The sequence below is a fragment of the Bacillus sp. FJAT-27251 genome (assembly GCF_001273925.1).
Classification (GTDB): Bacteria; Bacillota; Bacilli; order Bacillales; family Cytobacillaceae; genus Mesobacillus_B.
In genome coordinates this window covers 1,932,576-1,955,742 of record NZ_LIGG01000001.1, presented here as the reverse complement: position 1 = coordinate 1,955,742, position 23,167 = coordinate 1,932,576, and the positions used below count along the sequence as shown (strand labels likewise).

The window sequence follows — 23,167 nt, the reverse complement described above, 5'->3', positions numbered from 1 at the left end:
ACGGACACCCTTGCCTTTGGCTAATGGTTCGCATATCCCAACGCCCATAGCGGACTCTCACCGCCAAGTTAATGAACATGCCTGGCACACAAAAATTGCCGGGAAAGATAGCTTCCCGGCAATTACAAGACGGAGCGTCCCGTCTTAAGCTTCAAATTTTCTAAAGGCGATGGTGGCATTGTGGCCGCCGAAGCCCAATGAGTTGCTGATCGCCGCCTTCACTTCCTGTTGGCGGGATTCATTTGGCACATAATCAAGGTCACAGTCAGGGTCCGGTGTTTCGTAGTTCATGGTTGGAGGCAGAACCCCTTCTTTTAGAGCAAGGACTGTAAAGATTGCTTCTATTCCTCCGGCTGCCCCTAACAGATGGCCGGTCATCGACTTGGTCGAGCTGACGGCCAGCTTATAGGCATGTTCGCCAAACACTTTCTTAATAGCCATTGTTTCAAATTTATCATTGTATTCGGTGCTTGTGCCATGGGCATTGATATATCCGACTTCTTCAGGGCTCAAGCCGCCGTCCTCAAGGGCCATTTTCATCGCCCTGGCGCCGCCTTCTCCTTCAGGAGCCGGAGCGGTAATATGATAGGCATCACCGGTTGCTCCATAGCCGACTATTTCGGCATAGATTTTCGCTCCGCGGGCCTTGGCATGTTCAAGCTCCTCCAGAACAAGAACGCCGGCGCCTTCGCCCATTACAAAGCCATCACGGTTTTTGTCAAATGGCCTGCTGGCCTTTTGCGGATCCTGGTTTGTCGAGAGCGCGGTGTTGGCGCAGAAACCGGCAAAGCTCATCTTAGTAATCGGTGCCTCTGCTCCGCCGCTGACCATTACATCGGCATCGCCGCGCTGGATGACTTTAAAGGCATCTCCGATTGAGTTTGTTCCGGTTGCACAAGCTGTTACCGTGCATGAATTGAATCCGCGGGCACCCAATGTGATCGAAACCTGGCCAGTTGCCATATCCGGAATCATCATTGGAACGAAAAATGGACTGACACGTCGATGTCCACGTTTCAAGAATGTTTCATGCTGCTGTTCGAATGTTTCCATTCCGCCAATGCCTGAACCGATCCACACTCCAACTCTCGGAGCATTCTCATCATTAATTTCAAGGTCTGCATCTTTTACCGCCATCAAGGATGCCGCCACTGCATAATGTGTGAAACGGTCCATCTTCCTGGCTTCTTTTCTATCGATGAAGTCTTCAATCGAAAAATCCTTTACCTCGGCCGCGACCTTGGCAGGAAAGTCATCTGGATTCAATCGTGTGACCGTTCCAATCCCCGAAACACCTGCAATGATATTCTTCCATGCCGTATCTGCATCATTTCCAACCGGAGTTACTGCTCCAATTCCAGTTACAACCACTCTTCGTTTATCCATCCATTTCATCTCCTTTATTCGTGACATTATTTATCGGCCCCAACGCATTGCAATTGCTCCCCAGGTCAATCCGCCTCCAAAGCCGACCATGACAATCAGGTCTCCATCCTTGATTTTTCCTGCCTCAATCTCTTCGACGAGGGAAATTGGAATCGAGGCTGCGGATGTGTTTCCGTATTTATGCACCGTCTTTGACATTTTTTCTACCGGAAGCTCCAGGCGCTGCCTTGCCGCTTCCATAATTCTGATATTTGCCTGATGAGGGATGAGGAAGTCGACATCCTCTTTGGTAAGACCAGCTTTTTCAAGGACATTGACGCTGCTTTCTCCCATCTGTCTCACTGCAAATTTAAAGACTTCCCGCCCGTTCATTTTGATGTGTGTATCCTGATAAAGATATTTGCCTCCGGAACCGTCAGAGCCAAGTTCAAATGAAAGAATCCCTTTGCCTTCACTTACCGGCCCCATGACAACGGCACCAGCGCCATCCCCAAATAAAACAGCAGTATTGCGATCTTCCCAATCTGTAATCTTGGACAGCTTTTCAACACCTACTATTAAAACATACTTGTAGCTTCCTGTTTCAATAAACTGCTTTCCTGTTACAATACCATACATAAAGCCGGCACAGGCAGCACTAACGTCCATGGCTGCCGCTTTCCTTGCCCCTAGTTTTTCCTGCAGCATGCAGGCCACACTTGGAAATGGCTGGTCAGGTGTGACGGTGGCAACAAGGATAAGGTCGATGTCTTCCGGCGCAACGCCCGCATCATCCAGTGCCTTAACAGCTGCTTCATAACCAATATCGGAAGTATTCATGCTTTCACCGGCAATTCTTCGCTCTTCAATTCCAGTCCTGGTCCTAATCCACTCATCTGAAGTGTCCATTACTTTCTCCAGATCCAGGTTCGTAACCACTTTTTCTGGAATAAAGCGCCCGATCCCTAAAATCCCTGCATTCATGGGAGCCATCTCCTTTTACAATATCTATATTTTTAATATCAATTATTATTATCTGGTACTAATTTTAGCAGAGAAAGTTCTGTTTCCGCAATAGGAAATTGGTTAGCTCCGCTAATGACTATGCCGGACGTGCTAATCATTCATAAGCTATATAAGGAGAAACTTGATTTTATAGGAGGAGAACAGATGGCGGATCGCGGGGAAAGGGAGTTAGCAGAAGACACCTATTTGGAGGAAAGCAAAGAGGCCGTATCGGAGAATCGAATGAGCATGTTTGATCGGATCATGTTTGGTCCCGGAAGAACAGAAGAAAGGAAAACAAAAGATCCTTCCATTTCCGGGGATGTTAATCTGGGCCAATCCCAAAACCAGATCAATCTGGAAGAGATCATGGTCCATATCGACACACTGGTCGATTCAGCACGGCAGCTTAAACCGATGTTTTCGAAAATACGTCCATTTTTTGACCAGTTCTTAAAAAAATAGGCTGCGGATTCGCCGCAGCCTATTTTCCCAAGACAAGATAGGATGGTGCCTCTGGAGCAAGGTCCCAATTGAGCGACAGGCCGACCGAGTCATTTTGGCCTGACAGGGAGACCGCATGATCATAATCATTCGGCAGCTTGCCTGTTTCCTTATAGTTGCTGATATGCATTTTCATCTCCTGGCGGAAAGGTTCGTCCACCTTTGGGCTGAATTTCCCGAGAGAAATGACACCGTCCTGAAAGTCAAAAAACAAGTTGCCAGATTTTAAATCTTTGGCGTTGTATTTGGAGGCAACCAGTTCGTATAGCTGGTCCACATGCTGGACGGTGCTTGTGAGGACAGTCGATTCCCCGAGATCGGACTGGTCGGAAATATACCCAATCACATATAGCCCATTTTCCTTTACCTTTTCGATAACGGGAACATTATAACCATCCCCTGCAGGATAAATGACATCCGCTCCGCCGTTCAGGACCTTTCCCAGAATATCCAGTGCTTTTTCATGGTCATCCCAATGGCCGACATAACGAATGTCCACTTCCACATCGTTGTTATAAAAAGCAGCACCCTCGTAAAAACCCTCTACTTCCGGCTGCCACTCAAAGGCTGCTATTACGGCAAGGTGATCCGCCTCCGACATATGCGCCGCCACCATTCCTCCAAAAAAGCCCATCGCGTAAGCCTCGAAATTCAGGCTTGTTGTATTGTCATTCTTGGCATCTCCGTTAAAACTGATAAAGTGGATATCAGGGTACTTTTTGGAAAAGTTGTTGAAATAAACTGCGTACTCATTCCCGTGGCCAAAAACAAGGTTTACCCCGTTACGATCGAACTCGGCGACCGCATCCTCCACCAGCGCCTGGGAATTCATTCCTTCCTTATAATAAACATCTATATTGAACCGTGACTGGATTTTCAGCAGACCCCGATACCCTTTCGTACCCCAAACCTGATCATTGATTGTTTCAGGTACCAGCAGGCCTACTTTTTTTATTTCACCAGTTGACAGGGGCTGCCCACAGCCTCCTAACAATAGCAGGCTAAGCAAAATAAGCCCGAAACGTTTTAACATGCCGTGCAACTCCTTTATTGCATTTCCTACTCCAATTAAAAAGAAGGCTATTTTCAGACGAAGCATCAATCATGTACAATTTTACTTTTTAACCATTGATTTGAAAAGACTTTTATCAAGGTTAAAGCATTTGGCCAAGAAGCCAACGCTCATATTGCCTGCATTGGTTTTCCAATCCTGCACGAATTTCCATTGGTTTTGGTACGCATACCATGGAAAGGCCGTCTTCCGTTCCATGCGAGGTTTTTTTCCCTGCCTTTTTAAGAAGCTCCTGTCCAGCTTTTTCAGCCCTCATTGGTCTCCTGTCCTTACTACCGGCAATCAACAATGATTCCTGCAGGCATTCTTTCCAGCCTTCCGGATTGCCGCTGCTGACCAAAAAAGCTCCTTCCGCTTCTTCCATCAGCCCGAGACACAGGGAGGCTGCATCTTCAATATAGAGCGCATCCCTGAGGGACTCCCTTCCGGGACACAAGGTATGGCTGTCATCTGCAGGAAACAAAATTTGTTGAAAAAGATACTCATCTGGCTGCCAGGGACCATAAAGGGAAGGCAGGAATATCTCGGGACCCAGGTATTTTGTTTCGTCAGCAAATGTTTCAAATTGCTTAAGAATGCCATTTCTCAAAGGCTTTTGATGGACGAATTGTTCGGGAAACAAAAAGATAACTTTTGAAGGACAGGGGGAAAGAGTGCACAGGGATTTGGAGAATAGTGGGTCTTCAAAAAGATTGGCCTCACTGCATTCCATGAAATAATCATAAAAAGGAATAATAATCGGAACTGGCGTTTTATTGATTTCAGACAGCCATTCCTCATTTGCTTGTTCAAAAAAATTGGCATTTCGTCCAATTTCAAGCCGCTTTTCATCATCAAACTTGCCAGACTCCCTCGTTTCGGGTGAAATTCCCAAAACACGAAATCCCTTATCAAGCATAGCTTTACAGATGCTGTAGCCGAGGAATCCAAATGGCCCGATAATAATTGCTCTATCCATTTTCAGCCCTCCTGATACAATCTCTGTGTATCTTATGAAAAGACCAGAAAATTATTGCTACAGATTAGAGAATTTGCTCATGTTTCCTAAAAAACTGGATGGCAAGCGGCCCAATTTGCGGCTTTTTTTCCGGGACCATATAGCAAACTGAAATAGGCAGTTCTTCTTTCTCCCATATAATGCTGTATTCATTGAGCAGCTTTGACTGCCTGTACCCGCGGCTTCCTGCAAGAATATGAATGATCCTGACCGGAATGTCCTGTTGAAATTCCGGCATGCCGCTATGATCTTCAAACATTGCCTCGACCTGGCCGCGATCTACCTGATAGGAAAGGGATAGTTCTTTTATTAGCTTCTTATAGAAAAACTTGTGCTCTTTTTCCTGCTGAAGGTGCTGCCCAAGGGAAAGGATTGGGTTGATTAAAAGCAGGGAACGGATATCCGCTCCGCTGGCAAGAAGTTTTAAAGCTGTCAGTGCTCCCATCCCTTCGGCTACGACATGGATCTTCCCATTAAGTATTTCATTTCTCTTCACATGGGCAAGGAGGCCCTTTGCCAGATCGACAGCCTTGTCGCTTCCMCAATTCAAGCCATACAAGTTGGAATAAAAGATGGTATAACCGCACTGCCTCCAGTTCTCCAGAAGCATTCGCTTCCCTTCGTTTTGCATCCAAAAGCTGTTTTTTTCCTCAACAAAATGCCTTTCGTCTCCCAAAATCAGGATACCGAAACCATTCGGCTTGTAAGGATAATGAATCATGTTCCATTCGGTATCCAATTTAAAGTTCCGGTAATCCATTTTCAAAACTCCTTTAAAAGTATGTTCATATTAATCTATGAAGTTTACAATAAAATGAATAGGGGATTAGCCTAAAAGAACTGAATTGTCACTTGGCGGAAACCATTTTTTATATTTATTATTCTAACTTGTTATGGTAAGATTATTGAAGACTATACATAGGCAGAGGTGAAGTTTATGCGCTATTTCTGGACAGTCTTCTGGACGTTCCTTCTCATCCAGATGCTTGTATATGTAGCCGGTTCCATGATTGGTGTCGCCTACGATCTGCAAACAGGCATCATTATTACGATTGCTGCTTCCATTTTGATTTTTATCGCTCCGCTTGTGCTTCCCAACGAACCAGTTGAGGACCACCATTAATACTCGCATGGAAAAGGGTTGTGGAATTATCCCTGCCCGGCTTTATGCAAACCAAGAAAATAGTCATCCTTCGAAAAGGATGACTATTTTTCATTTTATTTGAAGGCTGATTTCTCCTCCATCTATGCTTATGTCCACTATGCTTTTTGGCTTGATGCTTCCAGAAATGATTTCACGGGCAAGCTTTGTCTCAATATTGCGCTGTATATATCTTTTTAGCGGCCGCGCCCCGTATACCGGATCAAATCCATTAAGAGCAATATATTCCTTTGCTTCCTCGCTAATGTGTACCTGGACCTGCTGGTCGCTTAGCCTTTCCTGCAGTTCCTTCAGGATTTTCACTACAATTGCTTTGATTTCATTGAGCTGCAGCGGTTTGAACATGATGATTTCATCCACCCTGTTCAGGAATTCCGGGCGGAAATGACTGCGGAGCTGGGACATGGCGAGATCTCTTGCTTTTTCGGAAATGCCATCATTCCCTTGTTCCAGGAGGTGCTGCGAACCGATATTGGAAGTCATAATGATGACGGTATTTTTAAAGTCGACGGTCCTCCCCTGGGAATCCGTAATCCGCCCATCATCCAGCATTTGCAGCAGGATATTGAATACCTCGGGGTGCGCTTTTTCAACCTCGTCAAGGAGGAGTACGGAGTATGGCTTCCTCCTGACCGCTTCTGTCAGCTGGCCGCCTTCCTCATATCCTACATACCCTGGAGGGGCTCCGACTAATCTTGATACAGAATGTTTTTCCATATACTCGGACATATCCAGGCGTATTAATTGATCCTCACTGTCGAAAAGGGCTTGGGCCAATGTCTTGGCCAGTTCTGTTTTCCCGACCCCTGTCGGCCCTAAAAAAATAAATGAACCAATCGGCCTGTTTGGGTCCTTGATTCCCGCTCTGGCCCTCAGGACCGCATCAGCAACAAGAGAAACGGCTTCATCCTGGCCGATAACCCTTTCCTGGAGGATGCTTTCGAGACGGAGCAGTTTCTCGCGCTCCCCTTCAACCAATTTTGTAACCGGAATTCCCGTCCACCTTCCAACGATCGAGGCAATTTCTTCCTCTGTTACTTCCTCCCTTAAGAGCTTGTCCTCTTCGTTTTGGCTGAACCCCTGCTCCAGCTGCTTCAGTTCCTTTTCCAGGGCAGGAATCCTTCCATGCCTCAGTTCTGCCGCCCTTTCCAAGTCATAATCGTTTTCTGCCTTATCAAGCTCATGCCTTAACTTTTCCAGCGTCTCCCGTTTTTGCCGTACATGCTGGATGCCCTCTTTTTCCTTTTGCCATCTTCCTTTCATGGATGCAGCTTTTTCCCTCAGATTTGCTAATTCCTTTTGAAGGGCATTCAGCCTTGCCTGGCTTGCCTCATCCTTTTCCTTTTTTAAAGCCGCTTCCTCGATTTCAAGCTGCATCATTCTTCTCGTGACTTCGTCCAGCTCGGTCGGCATGGAATCAATCTCGGTCCGAATCATGGCGCATGCTTCATCCACAAGGTCGATTGCCTTGTCCGGCAAAAACCGGTCGGTGATATACCGGTCCGAAAGTGTGGCAGCGGCAACTATGGCCCTGTCATGAATATTTACGCCATGATGGATCTCAAATCGTTCCTTGAGCCCCCGCAAAATGGAAATGGTGTCCTCGACGTTTGGTTCTTCCACGAGCACTTGCTGAAACCGCCTTTCAAGTGCTGGGTCTTTTTCAATATATTTGCGATGTTCGTCCAGTGTAGTGGCACCTATGCAATGCAATTCTCCCCGGGCGAGCATGGGTTTCAGCATATTTCCTGCATCCATGGCACCTTCTGTTTTGCCTGCACCGACTATTGTATGAAGCTCATCGATAAACAGCAGAATATTGCCTTCGCTTTTTTTGACCTCGTTAAGAACGGCCTTCAGCCTTTCCTCAAATTCCCCTCTGAACTTCGCCCCTGCAATCAGGGAGCCTATATCCAGGGAAAAGATCGTTTTATCTTTTAAGCCTTCAGGGACATCCCGCCTTACGATCCTTTGGGCAAGGCCTTCAACAATCGCGGTTTTCCCCACTCCTGGTTCCCCAATCAATACAGGATTGTTTTTTGTTTTCCTGGAAAGAATCCTGATGACATTCCTAATTTCGCTATCACGGCCGATTACAGGGTCCATCTTTCCATTTTTTGCTTCTGCGACGAGGTCTCTGCCGTATTTCTTTAGTGCATCATAGGTAGCTTCCGGATGTTGTGAAGTCACTCGTTGATTCCCCCTCATGTCTTTGATTGCGGCAAGAAGTTGTTTGCGATTGACCCCCTTCCTGGCAAATACACTGCCGGTGCCTGAACGTTCTGCCTTTTGAAGCGCAAGCATCAGGTGCTCGGATGATAAATACTCGTCCTGAAAGGATTGTTTTTCTTTATCAGCATCCACTAACAGCTTTTGCAGGGAAGAAGTTATATACAGTCTTCCTTCTTCTGTCCCGCCACCGGAGACCTGAGGCCTTTTCCGGAGCAGACTTTTTAATTCTTCCCTGAACTCTTCCACACTTTGGCCAAGACGCTGCAAAATGGCGGCTGCCAGACTTTCGTCCTGATTAAGCATCGCTAACAGGAGATGATCTTCTCCTACTTCCTGATGGCTATATTCCGCTGCCAGGGATTGTGCCTGCAAAAAAGCCTCCTGGGTTTTGGCTGTCATCGAGTTGAAATCCATCCATACCCCTCCTTTGACCATATTTGACCTTTATAATCATTATATTATAGTATGTACCCAAATTAAAGCCATCCGGTCACGGATGGCTTTAATTTGTTCTTATGAAACTTGGTCAAGGTCTTCTTTTATAGCTCCAAAGCCTGTTATGGTTGGCTGTTTCCGGAAAAGAGTCTCCCGCCTTAAGCCTGACCTTTTGGGGATTGTTCACATTGCTCCCCGTTTCCCCAATTTCAATGTATATCCCATTATTGGGCGCCTTCTGCCCTGGCCGGAATTGACGGTTTTGTCCCATGGCGCTGCCTCCTTTTGCAAAGTAGGTGCCTTCCTATTTTGCCCACAGGCACAGAAGCAATGAAGGAAATGTTCCCCATGAACACTTCAGTCTTTCAAAAGCTCGACAAGCAGCGCTTTTTGGGCATGCATCCTGTTTCCAGCCTGTTGAAATACAACAGAATTAGGACCATCAATAACCCCTGACGTAACCTCTTCTCCCCGATGTGCCGGAAGACAATGGAGGAATAGGAAGTCCGGCTTCGCATGGCTTACCAGTTCCTCATTCACTTGATAGCCCTCGAATTCCATCAGACGGACTGCATTTTCATCCTCCTGCCCCATGCTGGTCCAAACATCCGAGTATACCGCATCTGCATCCCTGACAGCCTCAACCGGGTTTTCTGTTACCATGATCTTGCTTCCGCTGGTGCTGGCAAATTCTTTGCAGGTTTTGAGCACCTCTTCTGTTGGCCAAAACTTTTTGGGTCCCGCAATCGCAAAGTCAATGCCAAGCTTCGCGCATATGGCCATCAGCGAATTGGCGACATTGTTTCCGTCCCCTACATAGGCAACTTTTAATCCCTCCAAGGTTTTTTTGTGTTCTTTAATCGTAAGGATATCCGCAAGAGCCTGGCACGGATGGGCAAGATCTGTCAGTCCATTGATCACCGGTACGCCGGAGTTGGCAGATAGTTCTTCAATCCTGTCATGGCTGAATGTCCGGATCATGATACCATCTACATATTGTGATAGCACCTGGGCTGTATCTGCAATCGATTCCCCTCTCCCAAGCTGGGAATCCTGTGTGTTCATGAAAATGGCATGTCCTCCTAGCTGCAGCATGCCTGCCTCAAAGGATACGCGTGTCCTCGTAGAGTTCTTTTCAAAAATCATACCCAAAATCTTGCCTTCAAGGGGTTCTTGTCCGCCCTTTTCCGCCTTTAGCTCTTCCGCCTTATTAAGGATTTTCAGAATTTCTTCACCCGAATATTCGGCAATAGTCAGGAAGTGCCTGCCTCTTAGCGGTGATGCTTCCTTTGTATTCATTTCCTGGGACAAACTCATTGCAGTGTCACTCCTTTTATTTTTTCGTTAAGCCACTCTCCCATCGGCTTCACATTCCATTTGCTTTCCTGGCTGGCCAGGAGAAAAGCCTTCAGCGTTTCTTCCTGTGAAAAAACCAGTTTTCGTCGGCGGATTGCCCACTGCCGGAGAACCACGTCCTGCTCTGTTCCACCGCTGCTGTAAACTCCTGCACTATCTTCCAGTTCATTCAATTCTCCCTGGAAAGGAACCATCTTTATTCCCATGGATGCTGCCTCCTGGATCAGTTCAGGTGCTGCAGCCGTATAAACGATTATGTTCTTGGCATTTTTCACTGACAATGAGGAATAATACTTTTTAAGAGCTTCTTCCAAGGTAGCCCCTACACTGATCCCCTCTCCGGTCGACATCATTTGCGGACCTGTTTTGATATCAAGCCCTCTTAATGCGAAGTTGGAGAACACCGGATATTTAAGGCATACAAAAGTATCCTGGCGGGATGGCAGTTCATCCTTCGACAAATTATATTTCCCAAGCAATATTTTTGTCGCTTTATTGACGAGAGGCACTCCAGTCACCTTGCTGACAATCGGCATAGTGCGGCTGGAACGCGGATTGATTTCAAGGATATATACCTCATTTCCAGAAATGATATATTGAATATTCATCAAGCCTTTATACTTGGTATATTTAATAATTTTGGACGCATAATCGATGATCTTCTTCTGGACATTCTGTGAAAGAGTCTGGGCAGGGATAACGGATAAACTATCTCCGGAATGAACACCTGTTTTCTCAACGTGTTCCATGATCGCCGGTACAATAATGTGTTCCCCATCTGCCGCCAAATCAATTTCCGCTTCATCTGCCGGAAGGAACTGATCAACGAGCACCGGGTACGAAACTTCTTTCTCGTTGAAGTACCTGGACAATCCGCTTTCGTTTCCAATAATATCCATTCCCTGTCCACCAATCACATAGGAAGGGCGCAGTAAAACTGGATATCCGATAGCCTTAATACCTTCAATGAGTTCATTGCGGTTCGAAGCAGTGACCCCTTTCACTCTAGGTATCCCAAGGTCATCTAGAAGGCCATAAAATTTGTCGCGGTCCTCAAACAAATCGATCATCTCCGAACTCGTACCCAACAGTTTCAGTCCGTATTGCTCAAGACCCTCCGCCACATTTAAGGCGGTTTGCCCGCCCAGCTGGACAATGACTTCTTCTATTCCTTCTGCATCGATCACATCAAGGATTTCCTCAAGGCATAAAGGTTCAAAATACAAACGGTCTGACAGGGCAAAGTCAGTGCTGACGGTTTCGGGATTGTTGTTAATCATAATGGTTTCAATATTTTCTTCCTTTAATGCCAGGACTCCGTGAACAGAGCAGTAATCAAATTCTACTCCCTGGCCAATCCGGATTGGGCCGCTGCCAATAATCAGTATCTTTCTCCTGTTGGTTTTTGGCGCTTCATTTTCTCCATAGTAGGTTGAATAGAAGTAATTTGAGACGGAATCAAATTCCGCTGCACATGTATCCACCATTTTATAGGAAGGCCTTACGCCATACTTGTTCCTGAGTGCCCGAACTTCGCTTTGCGGGATTCCCCAGGCATAGGCCAAATGTTTGTCACTGAACCCTTTTTCCTTAAAATAAGCCAGATTTTCAACGGTCACATTGCCTGCCGTACAAGAGGCAATTTCATGTTCAAGCTTAACAAGCCCTGCAAGTTTCGAGAGAAAAAAATGATCTATTTTGGTTTTTTCATGAATGAAGTTCCTGTCTACTCCGCGCCGCAAAAGTTCAGTTACCACAAACAGCCTTTCATCCGACTGTTTTTCCATCAGGGCGATTAATTCATCCACCGATTTTTTCTGGATCGTCCCTGCATGTAAATCGGATAGGCCAATATCCAGGGAGCGGACAGCCTTCAATAAAGCGCGTTCGAAGTTTCGGTCAATTCCCATCGCTTCGCCTGTAGCCTTCATCTGGGTCCCGAGGCTTCGTTCTATCCCCGGGAACTTGTCAAATGGCCACTTCGGAATTTTGACAACCACATAATCCAGAGCAGGTTCATAACTGGCAAACGTGTTGCCGGTTACCGGGTTCTTAAGCTCCGACAATAAATAGCCAACGGCCACCTTGGCCGCCATTCTCGCAATCGGATAGCCGGTTGCCTTCGACGCCAGCGCAGAAGAGCGGCTTACACGAGGGTTCACTTCAATCAGATAATAGTTCTTGCTGTCAGGGTCAAGGGCAAATTGAATATTGCACCCCCCGACAATCCCCAGGGCAGAGATGATTTTGACAGCGGCTGACCGGAGCATCTGGTATTCGCGGTCTGTAAGGGTTTGTGATGGGGCGACCACAATCGAATCACCGGTATGGATGCCGACAGGGTCGAAGTTCTCCATATTGCAGATCGCAATGCAGGTGCCATTTGAATCCCGCATCATTTCATACTCGACTTCTTTAAAGCCGGCAATGCTTTTTTCGATAAGACATTGGTGGATTGGGCTTTCATTCAACCCGCCGCCAACAAGGGATTCAAGTTCCGCTTCTGATGCAGCGATTCCGCCTCCCGTGCCGCCAAGGGTGTAGGCCGGCCTCACAATGACTGGATACCCCGTTTCTTTTGCAAATTTCAGTGCTTCGGGAACGCTGTGAACAATTACACTTTCAGGCACAGGCTCGTTTAACTCGTGCATCAGGCTCCGGAAGGCATCCCGGTCTTCCCCCTGCTTTATCGACTCAATGGAAGTTCCAAGAACTTTCAGCCCGTATTTTTCTATGATGCCATGCTCATTCAGCTGAAAGGCCATGTTCAGCCCGGCCTGGCCGCCAAGAGTCGCAAGCAGTCCGTCAGGCTTTTCCTTGATGATGATTTTTTCTACGCTCTCCACTGTCATTGGCTCAAAATAGACGGCATCGGCAAAAACAGGATCAGTCATGACCGTTGCGGGGTTGTTGTTAAGCAAAATGACACGGTATCCCTCTTCTTTCAGGGCAATGCAAGCCTGTGTCCCTGCATAGTCAAATTCAGCGGCCTGCCCGATGACAATCGGGCCTGAGCCAATTACTAAAATGGATTGGATGCTGGTATCTTTAGGCATAGTTCACTACTCTCCGCTTCGTTGTTTGAACAAGTTTGATGAATTCGTCAAAAATAAATTCGCTGTCACCCGGTCCTGGGTGCGCTTCCGGATGGAACTGGACCGTCACCAAAGGAAGCTGGAGATGGGAAAGTCCCTCGACAGAGCCATCATTGCAATTGATGAATCGAGCTGAAAGCCCTGCCCGTTCCAGGCTGGCTTCATCCACTACATAGCTGTGGTTTTGGGAAGACATGAACACCTTTCCCGTCTCCTGGTCAAGGACTGGCTGATTGGCTCCCCTGTGGCCGAACAGCATTTTTTTAGTGTCGCCGCCAAGCGCCAGCGCTGCGAGCTGGTGTCCAAGACAAATTCCCAATGTCGGGAAATGCTGGATCACTTTCTTTATTTGCGGCAGCTGCCTCTCCAAATCCTTCGGGTCTCCAGGGCCATTGGACAGTAGCACTCCGTCAGGCTGAAGCGACTGGATATATTCAAAAGAACTTTTATACGGTACTACTGTGACTTTGCACCCTTTTTGCAGCAAGCCGTCAAGTATTGATTTTTTAAAGCCAAAGTCAAACAGGACGATATGATGGTCTCCCTTGCCATGTGTTTCTGTTTTCTCGGAAGAAACTTTGCCAACCTTAAGGTCTTGATGGAGCATAAAACCTGCTTGTGAGTCTTCCCTGGCAGAAAGGACAGCTGGCATTGAGCCATGATCCCGGATTTTTTTAACAACAGTCCTTGTGTCCACATGGGTTAAAACAGGGACGCCCCAGTTTTCCAGGTAGGCGGTCATGCTGATGTCAGACTCATAATGAAATCCATCATGCTCTGCTTCATATACAATAACAGCTGCAGGATGCGGCTTCAGGCTCTCCGCATCTGCCTTGTTGATGCCATAATTGCCGACCAGCGGATAGGTAAACACGACAATCTGGTCCTTATAGGAGGGGTCTGTCAATACTTCCTGATAACCGGTCATACCCGTAAAAAATACGATTTCTCCCTTTACCTCCGCCTCAGGAGCCTTACCTGCCCAAATGCCTTTATAGGAAACACCTTCACTTAGATGTAAATATCCGTCCATTCCACACCTCTTATATAATGAATATTTATATAAATATATTAATATTTATTCAATTCTGACCAAAAAGATACAGCTAACTTGCCGCGGGAGCAAGCGCTGTGATTGTTTCTTCCAGCAGGTTCAAAGCTTTGTCCGCTTCCTCCTGGCTCATATTCAGCGGAGGCAGCAACCGAATGACATTTTCCCCTGCAGGCAGGGCAAGCATCCCTTTTTCTCTAAGGAGCGCAAGCGTCTCTTGTACATTGGCGGAAATTTCAATCCCGATCATCAGCCCCATCCCTTTAATGGCGAGCACTCCCTCCAGGCTGCCAAGCTTTTCGCCAGCTTTCTCAAACAAGTAATTCCCCATATCCATGGCTTGCTTTAAAAACGCCGGTTCAAAAATACTTTCCATCGTGGCTACTGCCGCCGAAACGGAAATCGGATTTCCGCCAAACGTGGACCCGTGGCTCCCCGGACCAAATGCACCCTTCAGTTCAGCGCTGCCAACGACGGCGCCAATCGGGAACCCGCTTCCAAGTCCCTTTGCCACGGTAATGATATCAGGCTTCAGGGCAAAATGCTGGAAGGCAAAAGCTTTTCCTGTCCGGCCGACTCCAGTTTGGATCTCATCAATGATCAGCAGTGCCCCGTGCTCTTTGCAAACGGCTTCTACGGCTGATAAAAATTCGCTGGAAGCGACATTGATGCCTCCCTCTCCCTGAATGACCTCGAGGATGACAGCAGCGGTTTCTCCGTCGATTTCCTTCTTCAATGCCTCCGCATCATTAAATGGAATGTGCACAAACGTTTCAAGCATTGGCCCGAAACCTTGTTTGATTTTATCCTGTCCTGTCGCCGCCATTGTTCCAAATGTCCGGCCATGGAAGGACTTGATGAAAGAAATCACTTTTGACCTGCCGGTTGCTTTTCGCGCAAGTTTTATTGCCGCCTCATTGGCCTCTGCCCCGCTATTGGAGAAGAACACATAATCCAGACCGGACGCCTCTGCCAGCAGTTTGGCTGCTTTCTCCTGGATTCCCTGCTGGAACAGGTTGGAAACATGCCAATATTCCTTTAACTGCCCTGTAACCGCCAGCTCCACCTGAGGTGGTCGATGGCCAAGATTGCAAACACCAATCCCGGAAGTAAAATCCAGGTATTCCTTTCCGTCTTTTCCTGTCAGATAAGTTCCTTGTGCACTGGCCGGCTCCACTTCCCATCGCTGATAAGTAGGAAAAAGATGGCTCATTTCAACACCCCCGCTTTTCCGGTTATGGCGGTACCGGACCAATTTCCATTTTTATAAAACTCCTTCTTTCCGGAAACAATCATGACCTTATCTATTCCTTTCTCCAGGACCGAAACAGCCGATTCCACCTTTGGAATCATTCCGCCGTAAATATGGCCTTCAGAAATATAAGTATTAATTTCGGAAACCGATGCTTCGGCAATCAGGCTCCCCTCTATCATAATTCCGTCTACATTGGTCACAAACAGGCATCTGTCCGCACCAATGGCCTTTGCCACTGCCGCAGCAGCATAATCCGCATTGATATTAAGGCGCGAACCGTCTTCTGAAACAGCTACTGGCGTGATAACGGGAATGAGGCCTTCTTCTGTCATTTTCGAAATGAAGCTGCCATTGACCATCGTTATTTGGCCAACAAGTCCCAGTTCCGCCCTATTAATATAATCTGCCACCAGGCATTTGCTGTCACTGCCGTTTAACCCAATTGCATCCAGACCGTTTTCCTCCAGCAAATGAACCAGCTGGCGGTTGGTTTTCCCAGAAAGGACCAGTTCGACAACTTCCATCGTTTTTTCGCAGGTTACCCTGAGGCCGTTGTTAAACTTTGGTTCGATCTGGTAAAGATCAAGCATTGCATCGATTGCTGGACCGCCCCCGTGGACTATTACAGGTTCGTATCCATGGTTCATAAGGGAAGAGATACTTCCAAAAAAGGCGGAAGATAATTCATCGATGACACTGCCGCCGCATTTGATGACAATTTTCTTCTTTTGCATATGCCCTCCTACGTCCGGTAGCTCGCGTTGATTTTGACATAATCATAGCTTAGGTCACAGCCCCATGCCATGCCCTCACCAGCACCGCCATTAAGATTGATCTTAATTTCAATAGTCTCATTTTCAAGGTAGGCCTTGGCTTCTTCCTCCGAAAATTCGACAGGTGTACTGCTTTTCAACATCAGAATATCTCCCAGTTGGATGTCGACATTATCGGGACCTACAATGGCATTCGCCTGGCCGACAGCTCCAATGATCCGGCCCCAGTTTGCATCTTCTCCAAAAACGGCAGTTTTGACGAGATTGGAACCGACAATCTGTTTCGCTACCGTCCGGGCATCTTCATTTGAACCCGCCCCGCTTACGGTAACCTCGATCAGTTTGGTTGCCCCCTCGCCGTCCCGGGCAATCTGCTTTGCCAAGTCTTCGCAATTGGCCTTTAGAAGGTCCACAAAAATGGTCCAGTCCGGATGGTCCGGGGTCAGCTCTTTCGTGCCTGCCTCGCCGTTCGCCATCACCAGTACCATATCATTCGTTGATGTATCTCCATCGACCGTAATTTGGTTAAAGCTTACATCTGTTACTTCCTTCAGCGCAGAATACAGGTGTTCAGCCGAAATGCTTGCATCTGTTGTGATAAAGCCCAGCATTGTCGCCATATTGGGGTGAATCATCCCCGAACCTTTGGCCGCTCCCCCTGCATGAACAAGTTTACCGTCTATCTCCGCACTGTAGCAGCTGCTTTTCATCACCGTATCGGTTGTAAGGATTGCCGTCTGAAAGTCCTGGGCGTTCTTTTCGGAGCTTCCCGGTACCAAGGCCTTGATTCCTGCCTCAATCTTCTCCATTGGAAGAAACTCACCGATGACCCCGGTGGATGCCACGGCAATATGATTTTGTGCCACCTTGAATGCTTCCGAGGCAAGTGCCCGCATTTTGTAGGCATCCTCCAGCCCTTTTTGGCCAGTACACGCATTGGCGCACGCACTATTGACAATCACAGCCTGGATAAGGCCCTCACTGGAGATGCTGTCCCTTGTCACCCACAAGGGAGCCGCCTGAAAATGGCTTGTTGTATAGACTGCTGCAGAGCTGGCCGGTTTTTCGCTGATTATGACACCAATATCAAGCTTGTTGTAGCGCAGTCCGGCATGGACTCCTCCTGCCAAGTATCCTTTTGGGCTTAACACACCGCCTGATTCTACTTTTCTAATAATCTCTTTCTCTGTCAAAGCCTGTTTCATTGCATCCTCCTTAAGGATAGATCGGGATGAAACCCAATCCTTCTTTTTCATCCAAGCCGTTCATCAGGTTTGCATTTTGCACTGCCTGGCCGGCAGCACCTTTCATCAAATTATCAATTACGGAAACGATGGTAAGCCTTCCTGTGCGAGGATCAGCATGAAGGCCGATGTCGCAAAAGTTACTGCCGCTCACTTCCTTAATGGCAGGAAACTCCCCTTCTTTTCTAATCCTGACAAAGTGGTGGGAACTATAAGTCTCCTGATACAAATCCAGCAATTCAGAGGTTTTCAGCTCTCTTTTCAATTGAACATACATGGTTGCCATGATTCCTCTTGTCAAAGGCAAAAGGTGGGTGCTGAACGTTATCGGCGAAATTTTAGCATCCCACTGTTTGAGCTGCTGCTCAATTTCCGGAATATGCTGGTGCTCATTCACTTTGTAAATTCTGAAGTTATCATTCATCTCGGCAAAGGCACTTACCCTTGAAAGGGTTTTGCCTGCTCCGGATACACCTGACTTGGCGTCAATGATGATCGCTCCAGGATCAATCAGGCCTGCTTCAGCAACGGGTCCCAGGCCCAGCAGTGCTGCTGTCGGGTAGCACCCTGGATTGGCGATAATTTTAGCGGCCCTGATCTTTTCACTATTCCATTCACTCAAGCCATATACAGCCTGATTGATGATGCTTTTCTTTACTGGTTTGTGTTTATACCATTTTTCGTAGTCTTCAGGGCTGGAAAGCCTAAGATCTCCTGATAAGTCAATTACCTGAATATCTTTTCCTGCAAAGGCCTGGGCAAGCTCTCCGGATATCCTTGATGGGGTTGCCAGGAATACAAGGTCGGCTTCCTCCGCGATTGTTTCGGGGTCAATTTTCTTTAGGGAGTGTTCAAAAATTCCTGACAGATGAGGAAATTCATCTGTTATAGCCGCCTCATCCCTGGAAGAGTGGACCGAGTGAATTTGAAAAACAGGATGATTATGCAATATCCTGATCAACTCTCCTCCACCATATCCTGTTGTTCCTATGACTGAAACTTTCACTCTGTTCCTCCTCTCAGTCGCTTATGAATAAATAAACAACAAAACTTATAATTATTAATTTTTATTCTTCTTATTATAAGAACTACTTTCAAATAACGCAACTGATTTCTTAAAATTCCATATATTTAATTCAAAAAAAACAGCCCGGCGTCTGTCCGCCTGACTGTTTTTTACTCCTTTAGTCTATATGATTGCCACGATCATAATGATAAAGAACCATATAGCATTGATAATTTCATAGATCCCCAATTTCATGATCCCCAACGGTTTCCCGTAAAAATATAAGGCTCTGGCCAGGCTGGGCACAAAGGCGAATGCTGCAATCCATTCTCCGGCTGCCAGCCAAAGGACCGGGACAGCAATATGATAGGTCCATGAGATATATTTAAAGTTTCCATTCTTCTTCTCCCTGACCATCGACTTTACATAAAAGGTGCTGCCAATAAAGAAAAGCACTGAAGCTGCAAAGGCCAGCACCGCTTCTTCTGTAATGGCCGCTTCAGACAGATAGCTGCTTGCCAGGCCGGCAATTCCAAAAGTAATGACGGCACTAAAATCATTAAGGAGTGCCCGGTCCTGGTTCCGGCTGGAAAAATAAGCATTGACAGCAAAAAAAGGAATCATGGCAAATCCAAAATAGATAATTGACGGTGTTGTGAACAAGGGAATCATTAATAACAGCAAGGCTGGAATAAGGTAAATGAACGTCCATTTCCGATAAAAGGCTGTTTTCTTCTTTTTGAATAAGAGCAGCATTGGATAAGTTGCCAAATATAGAAAGAGCCAGCCGATGAAAAACGGGATATGCTGCCAGACAATTTCCGTTGCGGCTGCCCCAAGCCAAAATGGAATGATCAGCATCGCCCACGCACCGTGCTGCTTTGGCATAAACAATTTCACAATAGTCACTCCCTTGTGTGTTTCTATACTTACTATAAGCCACTTGGAAACACAAAAAATGTGAAGCAAATCACATTTCCAGGTTTCAAACTGGCATTGACACCGAATTGTCAAAGAAAAGCGTAAGCGCCTTGCCCAGCCCCGACCAGCATAAGGCACTCCAGAATTGAAGGCAAAGAGCGCCTTCTATTCTGGAGTGCCTTATGACTCGAGCTGCTCAAAGCTCCGCTTCTCGCAAGATAATCGAGGAAGGTAATTCAAGGATGAAAACTGGCTAGGCGCTGAAGCTGGACAGTTATCTAAGTGCCAAAAATTATACGTTCCTTATCAATAAAAAAACACCCTTTACAGGTGCCTTCTAACCAGCCGAAGCTTGATATGCAATCTCTTAATGTATATATGTAACCTCTTAATGTATAAATGGGGCTTTATGATATAAGCCATTTTATTCGTAAAAGCCAATGCCAGCAAAAATACAAAGACGATGATAAAATGCATTTTTGAAAGCAGGGACGCATTCAGGATCAAACTCAAGTCAGGCCTTAATTGAAGCAGGCTCAGCAGCCATAACAGCAGCCTGGTGAATTCGTCGGTGAAATGGATAAGTCCCACTCCTGTAATGGTGCATAAAATCAGCAGACACTTTAGTGAACGGGTTAATATCCGTTCCGGAATGGAAGAAGCACTTGTCCCGGCTGGTGTGTCGAACTGCCAAATTACACCCATGCCGAATATAGCCACGACCATGTACGGAAAGACAATCCAAAGTAACAATTTTTCTATTTCCACGTTGCTCACCTCTACCACGTAGTAAACCATCTGTCTCACTAACATTTTATCTGGCAGAGCAGGCGGACACAGTGAGAAAAGTCGCCGATATGAACAAATTCCGAACTTTTATTTTCTTTTATGTGAACATGGAATCAATTAATTGTCCAGGGTTGCTGCCTCCTGCTTTAAATAGTCCTCAATCCACGAATAGGCTTCTTCCATTTCCGAAAATAAAGGACAAGCCGTTTGAACGTCAATGGTGCCTGCTTTTGGCTCCCTCCAGGCAGCCATCTTAATGTTGGTCAGTTCATCCAGCAGGTGAAGGTCATGTTCATCCCTGAGCAGGACAGCTTTTGGGAATCCCTCATGCTTATGTCCTTCAATCAGAACAATGTCAGGTGACAGCACTGATAAGATTTTCAGCTGTTCCTGAATGTCCCATCCCTGTTTTTCTGCCTGCAAAAGGACCCGTCCGTCCCCTTCGATCAGCGAGGCCAGGGCCCCAGCCTTTACATGACGTCCAGAATCCTTTTTTTCGGAGAGGTCGGGTTTCCCTCCATGGCCATGATGCTTGATGGTGGCAACCTGGTATCCTTGTATTGACAGTCTTGCAATCAGGTTCATCATGGCTGTCGTTTTCCCGCTATCCTGGTATCCGGCAATCTGGAAGATGACAGGCTTCACCAAGGCCATTCACTGCCTGTCTGGTCCTCGAGCAAAAGGACATCCACGGCTGTTCCGCGCTCAAAACCCCTGGTGCCTCCTGGCAGAATCATTAACGAGTTGGCGCCGGCCAGGCTCATGATGATATTCGACTTATCCAGCCCGCTTGGCGAAACAACCAGCTTCCCGTCCTGGATTGTAAGCGAGCTTCTGACAAAACGTGTAAATGGATTGGCCTTGGGGAAGTCGGCGTCGAGAATCGCCCTCTCCTTGCGAAGATGGACATTGTTGGAGAAAAGCATATTCCGGATGACAGGCCTTGCAAATAATTCAAATCCTACATAACATGCAGAAGGATTGCCAGATAGTCCGAACAGCAGTTTACCATTTAACTGCGCCACGGTGGTGACGCTGCCCGGCCTCATGGCAACCTTATTGAAAAGGATCTCGGCGCCCAGCTTTTCATATATCTGCGGCAAATAATCAAAATCCCCGACCGATACGCCTCCTGTTGTGATAAAGATATCGACTTCGTCAATCGCTTCCCTGACGGCTTCAAAGCAGGTATCAAATTCGTCGGGCAGCTGCCCGAAATATTTGTCCTCCGCTCCAGCCCGCCGAATTTGGGCGGAAATCATATAGGAATTGCTGTTGCGGATTTTCCCCGGAACCAGTGGCTCATCTACTTCCAAAAGCTCAGTTCCGGTCGCGTAAAGGCCCACCACAGGTTTTTTGGCAACCGGAACCTGTGCATAGCCAAAAGTGGCCAGCATCGCTTGAATGCCAGGATTGATATAAGTTCCTTTTTTTACCAGAACTTCGCCCTGTTTTGCATCTTCTCCCCGATAGGATATATTTTCGCCATGCTTATGCACCTTTTTCACCGACATGTAATTCTTTCCTGCCTGCTCGGATTCTTTGGTGAGTTCAAGCATGACGACAGCATCCGAGCCAGCCGGCATTTGGGCGCCTGTCATAATCCGAACCGCCTGGAACGGTCCGAGCTCCTTATCGGAAAGCATGCCGGCTCCGATATGGTCAACGACCTCAAACCGTACCGGGTTTGCCTGTGAGGCTTCTTTCGTGTCTTTAGACCGGATTGCGTATCCATCGTATGGCGCCCTGTCGAAATGGGGGACATCGCTCGTTGCCGTCAGGTCCTCAGACAGGAACCTTCCAAAGCTCTCATTGATTGATACCCGCTCTGTTCTTCCCTCTATTTTATAATCCATCACTTTTTTTACAGCTTCGCCAATCTGGATAGGCGTTCTTCTCTCCAACATATCTTCAGCTCCTATTACCGGGCAATTAAAATATTTATCTTTTACATTATAACGGTACATGAAACACCTACAAATGACAAACCGCACATATTTTTAACTAATCCTATTACCACCTTGGAAATTGTGAAAATTCCTTGAAGGAACGAAGGATTATTTTCAATCTGTGATTCATATCACCTATTAGTAAGACCATTTCCTTTATGCTTAATTTGTAAACAATAAAGATTTGATCCAAGGAGGAAAAAACCATGACAGTTCCATTTAATGAACATACATTAGTAAGGGATATTGTAAACATCTTCCCTAAATCCAGCGATATCTTCAAGAAAAACCGCATTGATTTCTGCTGCGGGGGCAACATCCCCCTTTTACAGGCAGCTTCCGGACAAAACGTGGACATGGGCGCCCTTATGGAAGAATTGGAAGAGCTTTATGCCAAGAACACCATGTCAGCCGAAGATATGGAATTTTGGACACAGACTCCTTCAGCCGACCTTGTAGAGCATATCCAGAACCAGTACCACCGTACTCTTGAGGAAGAGCTCAAACTGTTAAGTCCCTATGTCACCAAAGTAGCAAGGGTACATGGAGGAAATCATCCGGAACTCATAAAAATGCATGATTTATTTTACGAACTGAAGCAGGAATTGCTTGAACATACAGCCAAAGAAGAAGCAGCCGTCTTTCCTGCCCTTCTAAAGCTGGACCTGCCTGAAACAGAAAATCGTGATGCCATTATTGCAGAGGTCCTTGAGCTGGAAAAGGAGCATGACCATGCCGGAGCGATCCTTAAGGATCTAAGGGAAGTAACCACCGATTTCACTCCGCCAATGGATGCATGCGGGACTTACCGATTGGTGTACAAGCGGCTTGAAATGCTTGAGGAGCATACCTTCATGCATGTGCATCTTGAGAATAACATCCTCTTCCCCCGCTATCTGGACCCAGTAAGGTCTTAATATGGTCCGCCGCCCCCCCATGATGGGGGGGGGTTCATG

At 46.8% G+C, this 23,167-nt stretch carries 21 protein-coding genes; 3 read left to right on the top strand and 18 right to left on the bottom strand.

Going from position 1 to position 23,167, the window contains the following annotated elements; all coding sequences use genetic code 11:
- Positions 1-144 precede the first annotated feature (144 nt).
- Positions 145-1,386: a beta-ketoacyl-ACP synthase II gene (gene fabF / locus ADU22_RS09195; RefSeq protein ID WP_053361883.1), complete on the bottom strand. Its 1,242-nt coding sequence runs from the start codon at positions 1,384-1,386 to the stop codon at positions 145-147.
- Positions 1,387-1,416: 30 nt separating this feature from the next.
- A complete protein-coding gene (locus ADU22_RS09190) occupies positions 1,417-2,349 on the bottom strand; it encodes a beta-ketoacyl-ACP synthase III (protein WP_053361882.1) in 933 nt (310 codons plus the stop codon).
- A gap of 186 nt (positions 2,350-2,535) precedes the next feature.
- Between ADU22_RS09190 and ADU22_RS09185 the strand changes: the two genes are divergently transcribed.
- On the top strand, positions 2,536-2,835 hold the full coding sequence (locus ADU22_RS09185) for a hypothetical protein (RefSeq protein ID WP_053361881.1): 300 nt from the start codon (positions 2,536-2,538) through the stop codon (positions 2,833-2,835).
- 19 nt (positions 2,836-2,854) lie between these two features.
- Here ADU22_RS09185 and ADU22_RS09180 read toward each other — a convergent pair whose 3' ends face one another.
- The 3 genes from ADU22_RS09180 to ADU22_RS09170 all read right to left on the bottom strand — a co-directional run bounded on the left by ADU22_RS09180 (position 2,855) and on the right by ADU22_RS09170 (position 5,703).
- Positions 2,855-3,907 carry a BMP family ABC transporter substrate-binding protein gene (locus ADU22_RS09180; RefSeq protein ID WP_082252815.1) on the bottom strand — a complete coding sequence of 351 codons (1,053 nt, stop codon included), beginning with the start codon at positions 3,905-3,907 and terminating at the stop codon, positions 2,855-2,857.
- Between the two features lie 121 nt (positions 3,908-4,028).
- Positions 4,029-4,904 (bottom strand): NAD-dependent epimerase/dehydratase family protein, encoded by an 876-nt coding sequence (locus ADU22_RS09175; RefSeq protein ID WP_053361880.1) that lies wholly within the window; start codon positions 4,902-4,904, stop codon positions 4,029-4,031.
- A 64-nt stretch (positions 4,905-4,968) separates the two neighbouring features.
- Positions 4,969-5,703, bottom strand: a complete 735-nt coding sequence (locus tag ADU22_RS09170; RefSeq protein ID WP_053361879.1) for an alpha/beta hydrolase — start codon at positions 5,701-5,703, stop codon at positions 4,969-4,971.
- A 177-nt stretch (positions 5,704-5,880) separates the two neighbouring features.
- On the opposite strand from ADU22_RS09170, the gene ADU22_RS09165 reads away from it, so the two are divergent.
- Positions 5,881-6,066 (top strand): YjzD family protein, encoded by a 186-nt coding sequence (locus tag ADU22_RS09165; protein ID WP_046524834.1) that lies wholly within the window; start codon positions 5,881-5,883, stop codon positions 6,064-6,066.
- A 90-nt stretch (positions 6,067-6,156) separates the two neighbouring features.
- On the opposite strand, the gene clpB is transcribed toward ADU22_RS09165, so the two are convergent.
- From clpB to ADU22_RS09100, 13 genes are all read right to left on the bottom strand, one after another.
- On the bottom strand, positions 6,157-8,751 hold the full coding sequence (gene clpB / locus ADU22_RS09160; RefSeq protein ID WP_053361878.1) for an ATP-dependent chaperone ClpB: 2,595 nt from the start codon (positions 8,749-8,751) through the stop codon (positions 6,157-6,159).
- Positions 8,752-8,863: 112 nt separating this feature from the next.
- Positions 8,864-9,043 carry a YjzC family protein gene (locus tag ADU22_RS09155; protein WP_053361877.1) on the bottom strand — a complete coding sequence of 60 codons (180 nt, stop codon included), beginning with the start codon at positions 9,041-9,043 and terminating at the stop codon, positions 8,864-8,866.
- A gap of 86 nt (positions 9,044-9,129) precedes the next feature.
- Positions 9,130-10,071, bottom strand: coding sequence for an ornithine carbamoyltransferase (gene argF / locus ADU22_RS09150; RefSeq protein WP_053364513.1), 942 nt, complete (start codon positions 10,069-10,071; stop codon positions 9,130-9,132).
- Between the two features lie 14 nt (positions 10,072-10,085).
- On the bottom strand, positions 10,086-13,184 hold the full coding sequence (gene carB / locus ADU22_RS09145) for a carbamoyl-phosphate synthase (glutamine-hydrolyzing) large subunit (RefSeq protein ID WP_053361876.1): 3,099 nt from the start codon (positions 13,182-13,184) through the stop codon (positions 10,086-10,088).
- Positions 13,177-14,256, bottom strand: a complete 1,080-nt coding sequence (locus ADU22_RS09140) for a carbamoyl phosphate synthase small subunit (RefSeq protein ID WP_053361875.1) — start codon at positions 14,254-14,256, stop codon at positions 13,177-13,179. The genes carB and ADU22_RS09140 overlap by 8 nt, the downstream gene beginning before the upstream one ends.
- Before the next feature lie 73 nt (positions 14,257-14,329).
- Positions 14,330-15,487: an acetylornithine transaminase gene (gene argD, locus ADU22_RS09135; RefSeq protein ID WP_053361874.1), complete on the bottom strand. Its 1,158-nt coding sequence runs from the start codon at positions 15,485-15,487 to the stop codon at positions 14,330-14,332.
- On the bottom strand, positions 15,484-16,263 hold the full coding sequence (argB, locus tag ADU22_RS09130) for an acetylglutamate kinase (RefSeq protein ID WP_053361873.1): 780 nt from the start codon (positions 16,261-16,263) through the stop codon (positions 15,484-15,486). Before argB ends, argD begins: the two co-directional genes overlap by 4 nt.
- An 8-nt stretch (positions 16,264-16,271) precedes the next feature.
- On the bottom strand, positions 16,272-17,507 hold the full coding sequence (gene argJ / locus ADU22_RS09125; protein WP_053361872.1) for a bifunctional ornithine acetyltransferase/N-acetylglutamate synthase: 1,236 nt from the start codon (positions 17,505-17,507) through the stop codon (positions 16,272-16,274).
- Between the two features lie 10 nt (positions 17,508-17,517).
- Positions 17,518-18,552 carry an N-acetyl-gamma-glutamyl-phosphate reductase gene (argC, locus tag ADU22_RS09120; RefSeq protein ID WP_053361871.1) on the bottom strand — a complete coding sequence of 345 codons (1,035 nt, stop codon included), beginning with the start codon at positions 18,550-18,552 and terminating at the stop codon, positions 17,518-17,520.
- Between the two features lie 183 nt (positions 18,553-18,735).
- Positions 18,736-19,452, bottom strand: a complete 717-nt coding sequence (locus ADU22_RS09115; RefSeq protein ID WP_197280039.1) for a YwiC-like family protein — start codon at positions 19,450-19,452, stop codon at positions 18,736-18,738.
- Positions 19,453-19,797: 345 nt separating this feature from the next.
- On the bottom strand, positions 19,798-20,241 hold the full coding sequence (locus ADU22_RS09110) for a respiratory nitrate reductase subunit gamma (protein WP_053361870.1): 444 nt from the start codon (positions 20,239-20,241) through the stop codon (positions 19,798-19,800).
- A gap of 138 nt (positions 20,242-20,379) precedes the next feature.
- Positions 20,380-20,916, bottom strand: a complete 537-nt coding sequence (mobB, locus tag ADU22_RS09105) for a molybdopterin-guanine dinucleotide biosynthesis protein B (protein ID WP_053361869.1) — start codon at positions 20,914-20,916, stop codon at positions 20,380-20,382.
- On the bottom strand, positions 20,904-22,169 hold the full coding sequence (locus tag ADU22_RS09100; protein ID WP_053361868.1) for a molybdopterin molybdotransferase MoeA: 1,266 nt from the start codon (positions 22,167-22,169) through the stop codon (positions 20,904-20,906). The genes mobB and ADU22_RS09100 overlap by 13 nt, the downstream gene beginning before the upstream one ends.
- A gap of 248 nt (positions 22,170-22,417) precedes the next feature.
- Between ADU22_RS09100 and ric the strand changes: the two genes are divergently transcribed.
- Positions 22,418-23,128, top strand: coding sequence for an iron-sulfur cluster repair di-iron protein (gene ric, locus ADU22_RS09095; RefSeq protein ID WP_053361867.1), 711 nt, complete (start codon positions 22,418-22,420; stop codon positions 23,126-23,128).
- The last annotated feature ends 39 nt before the right edge of the window (positions 23,129-23,167 follow it).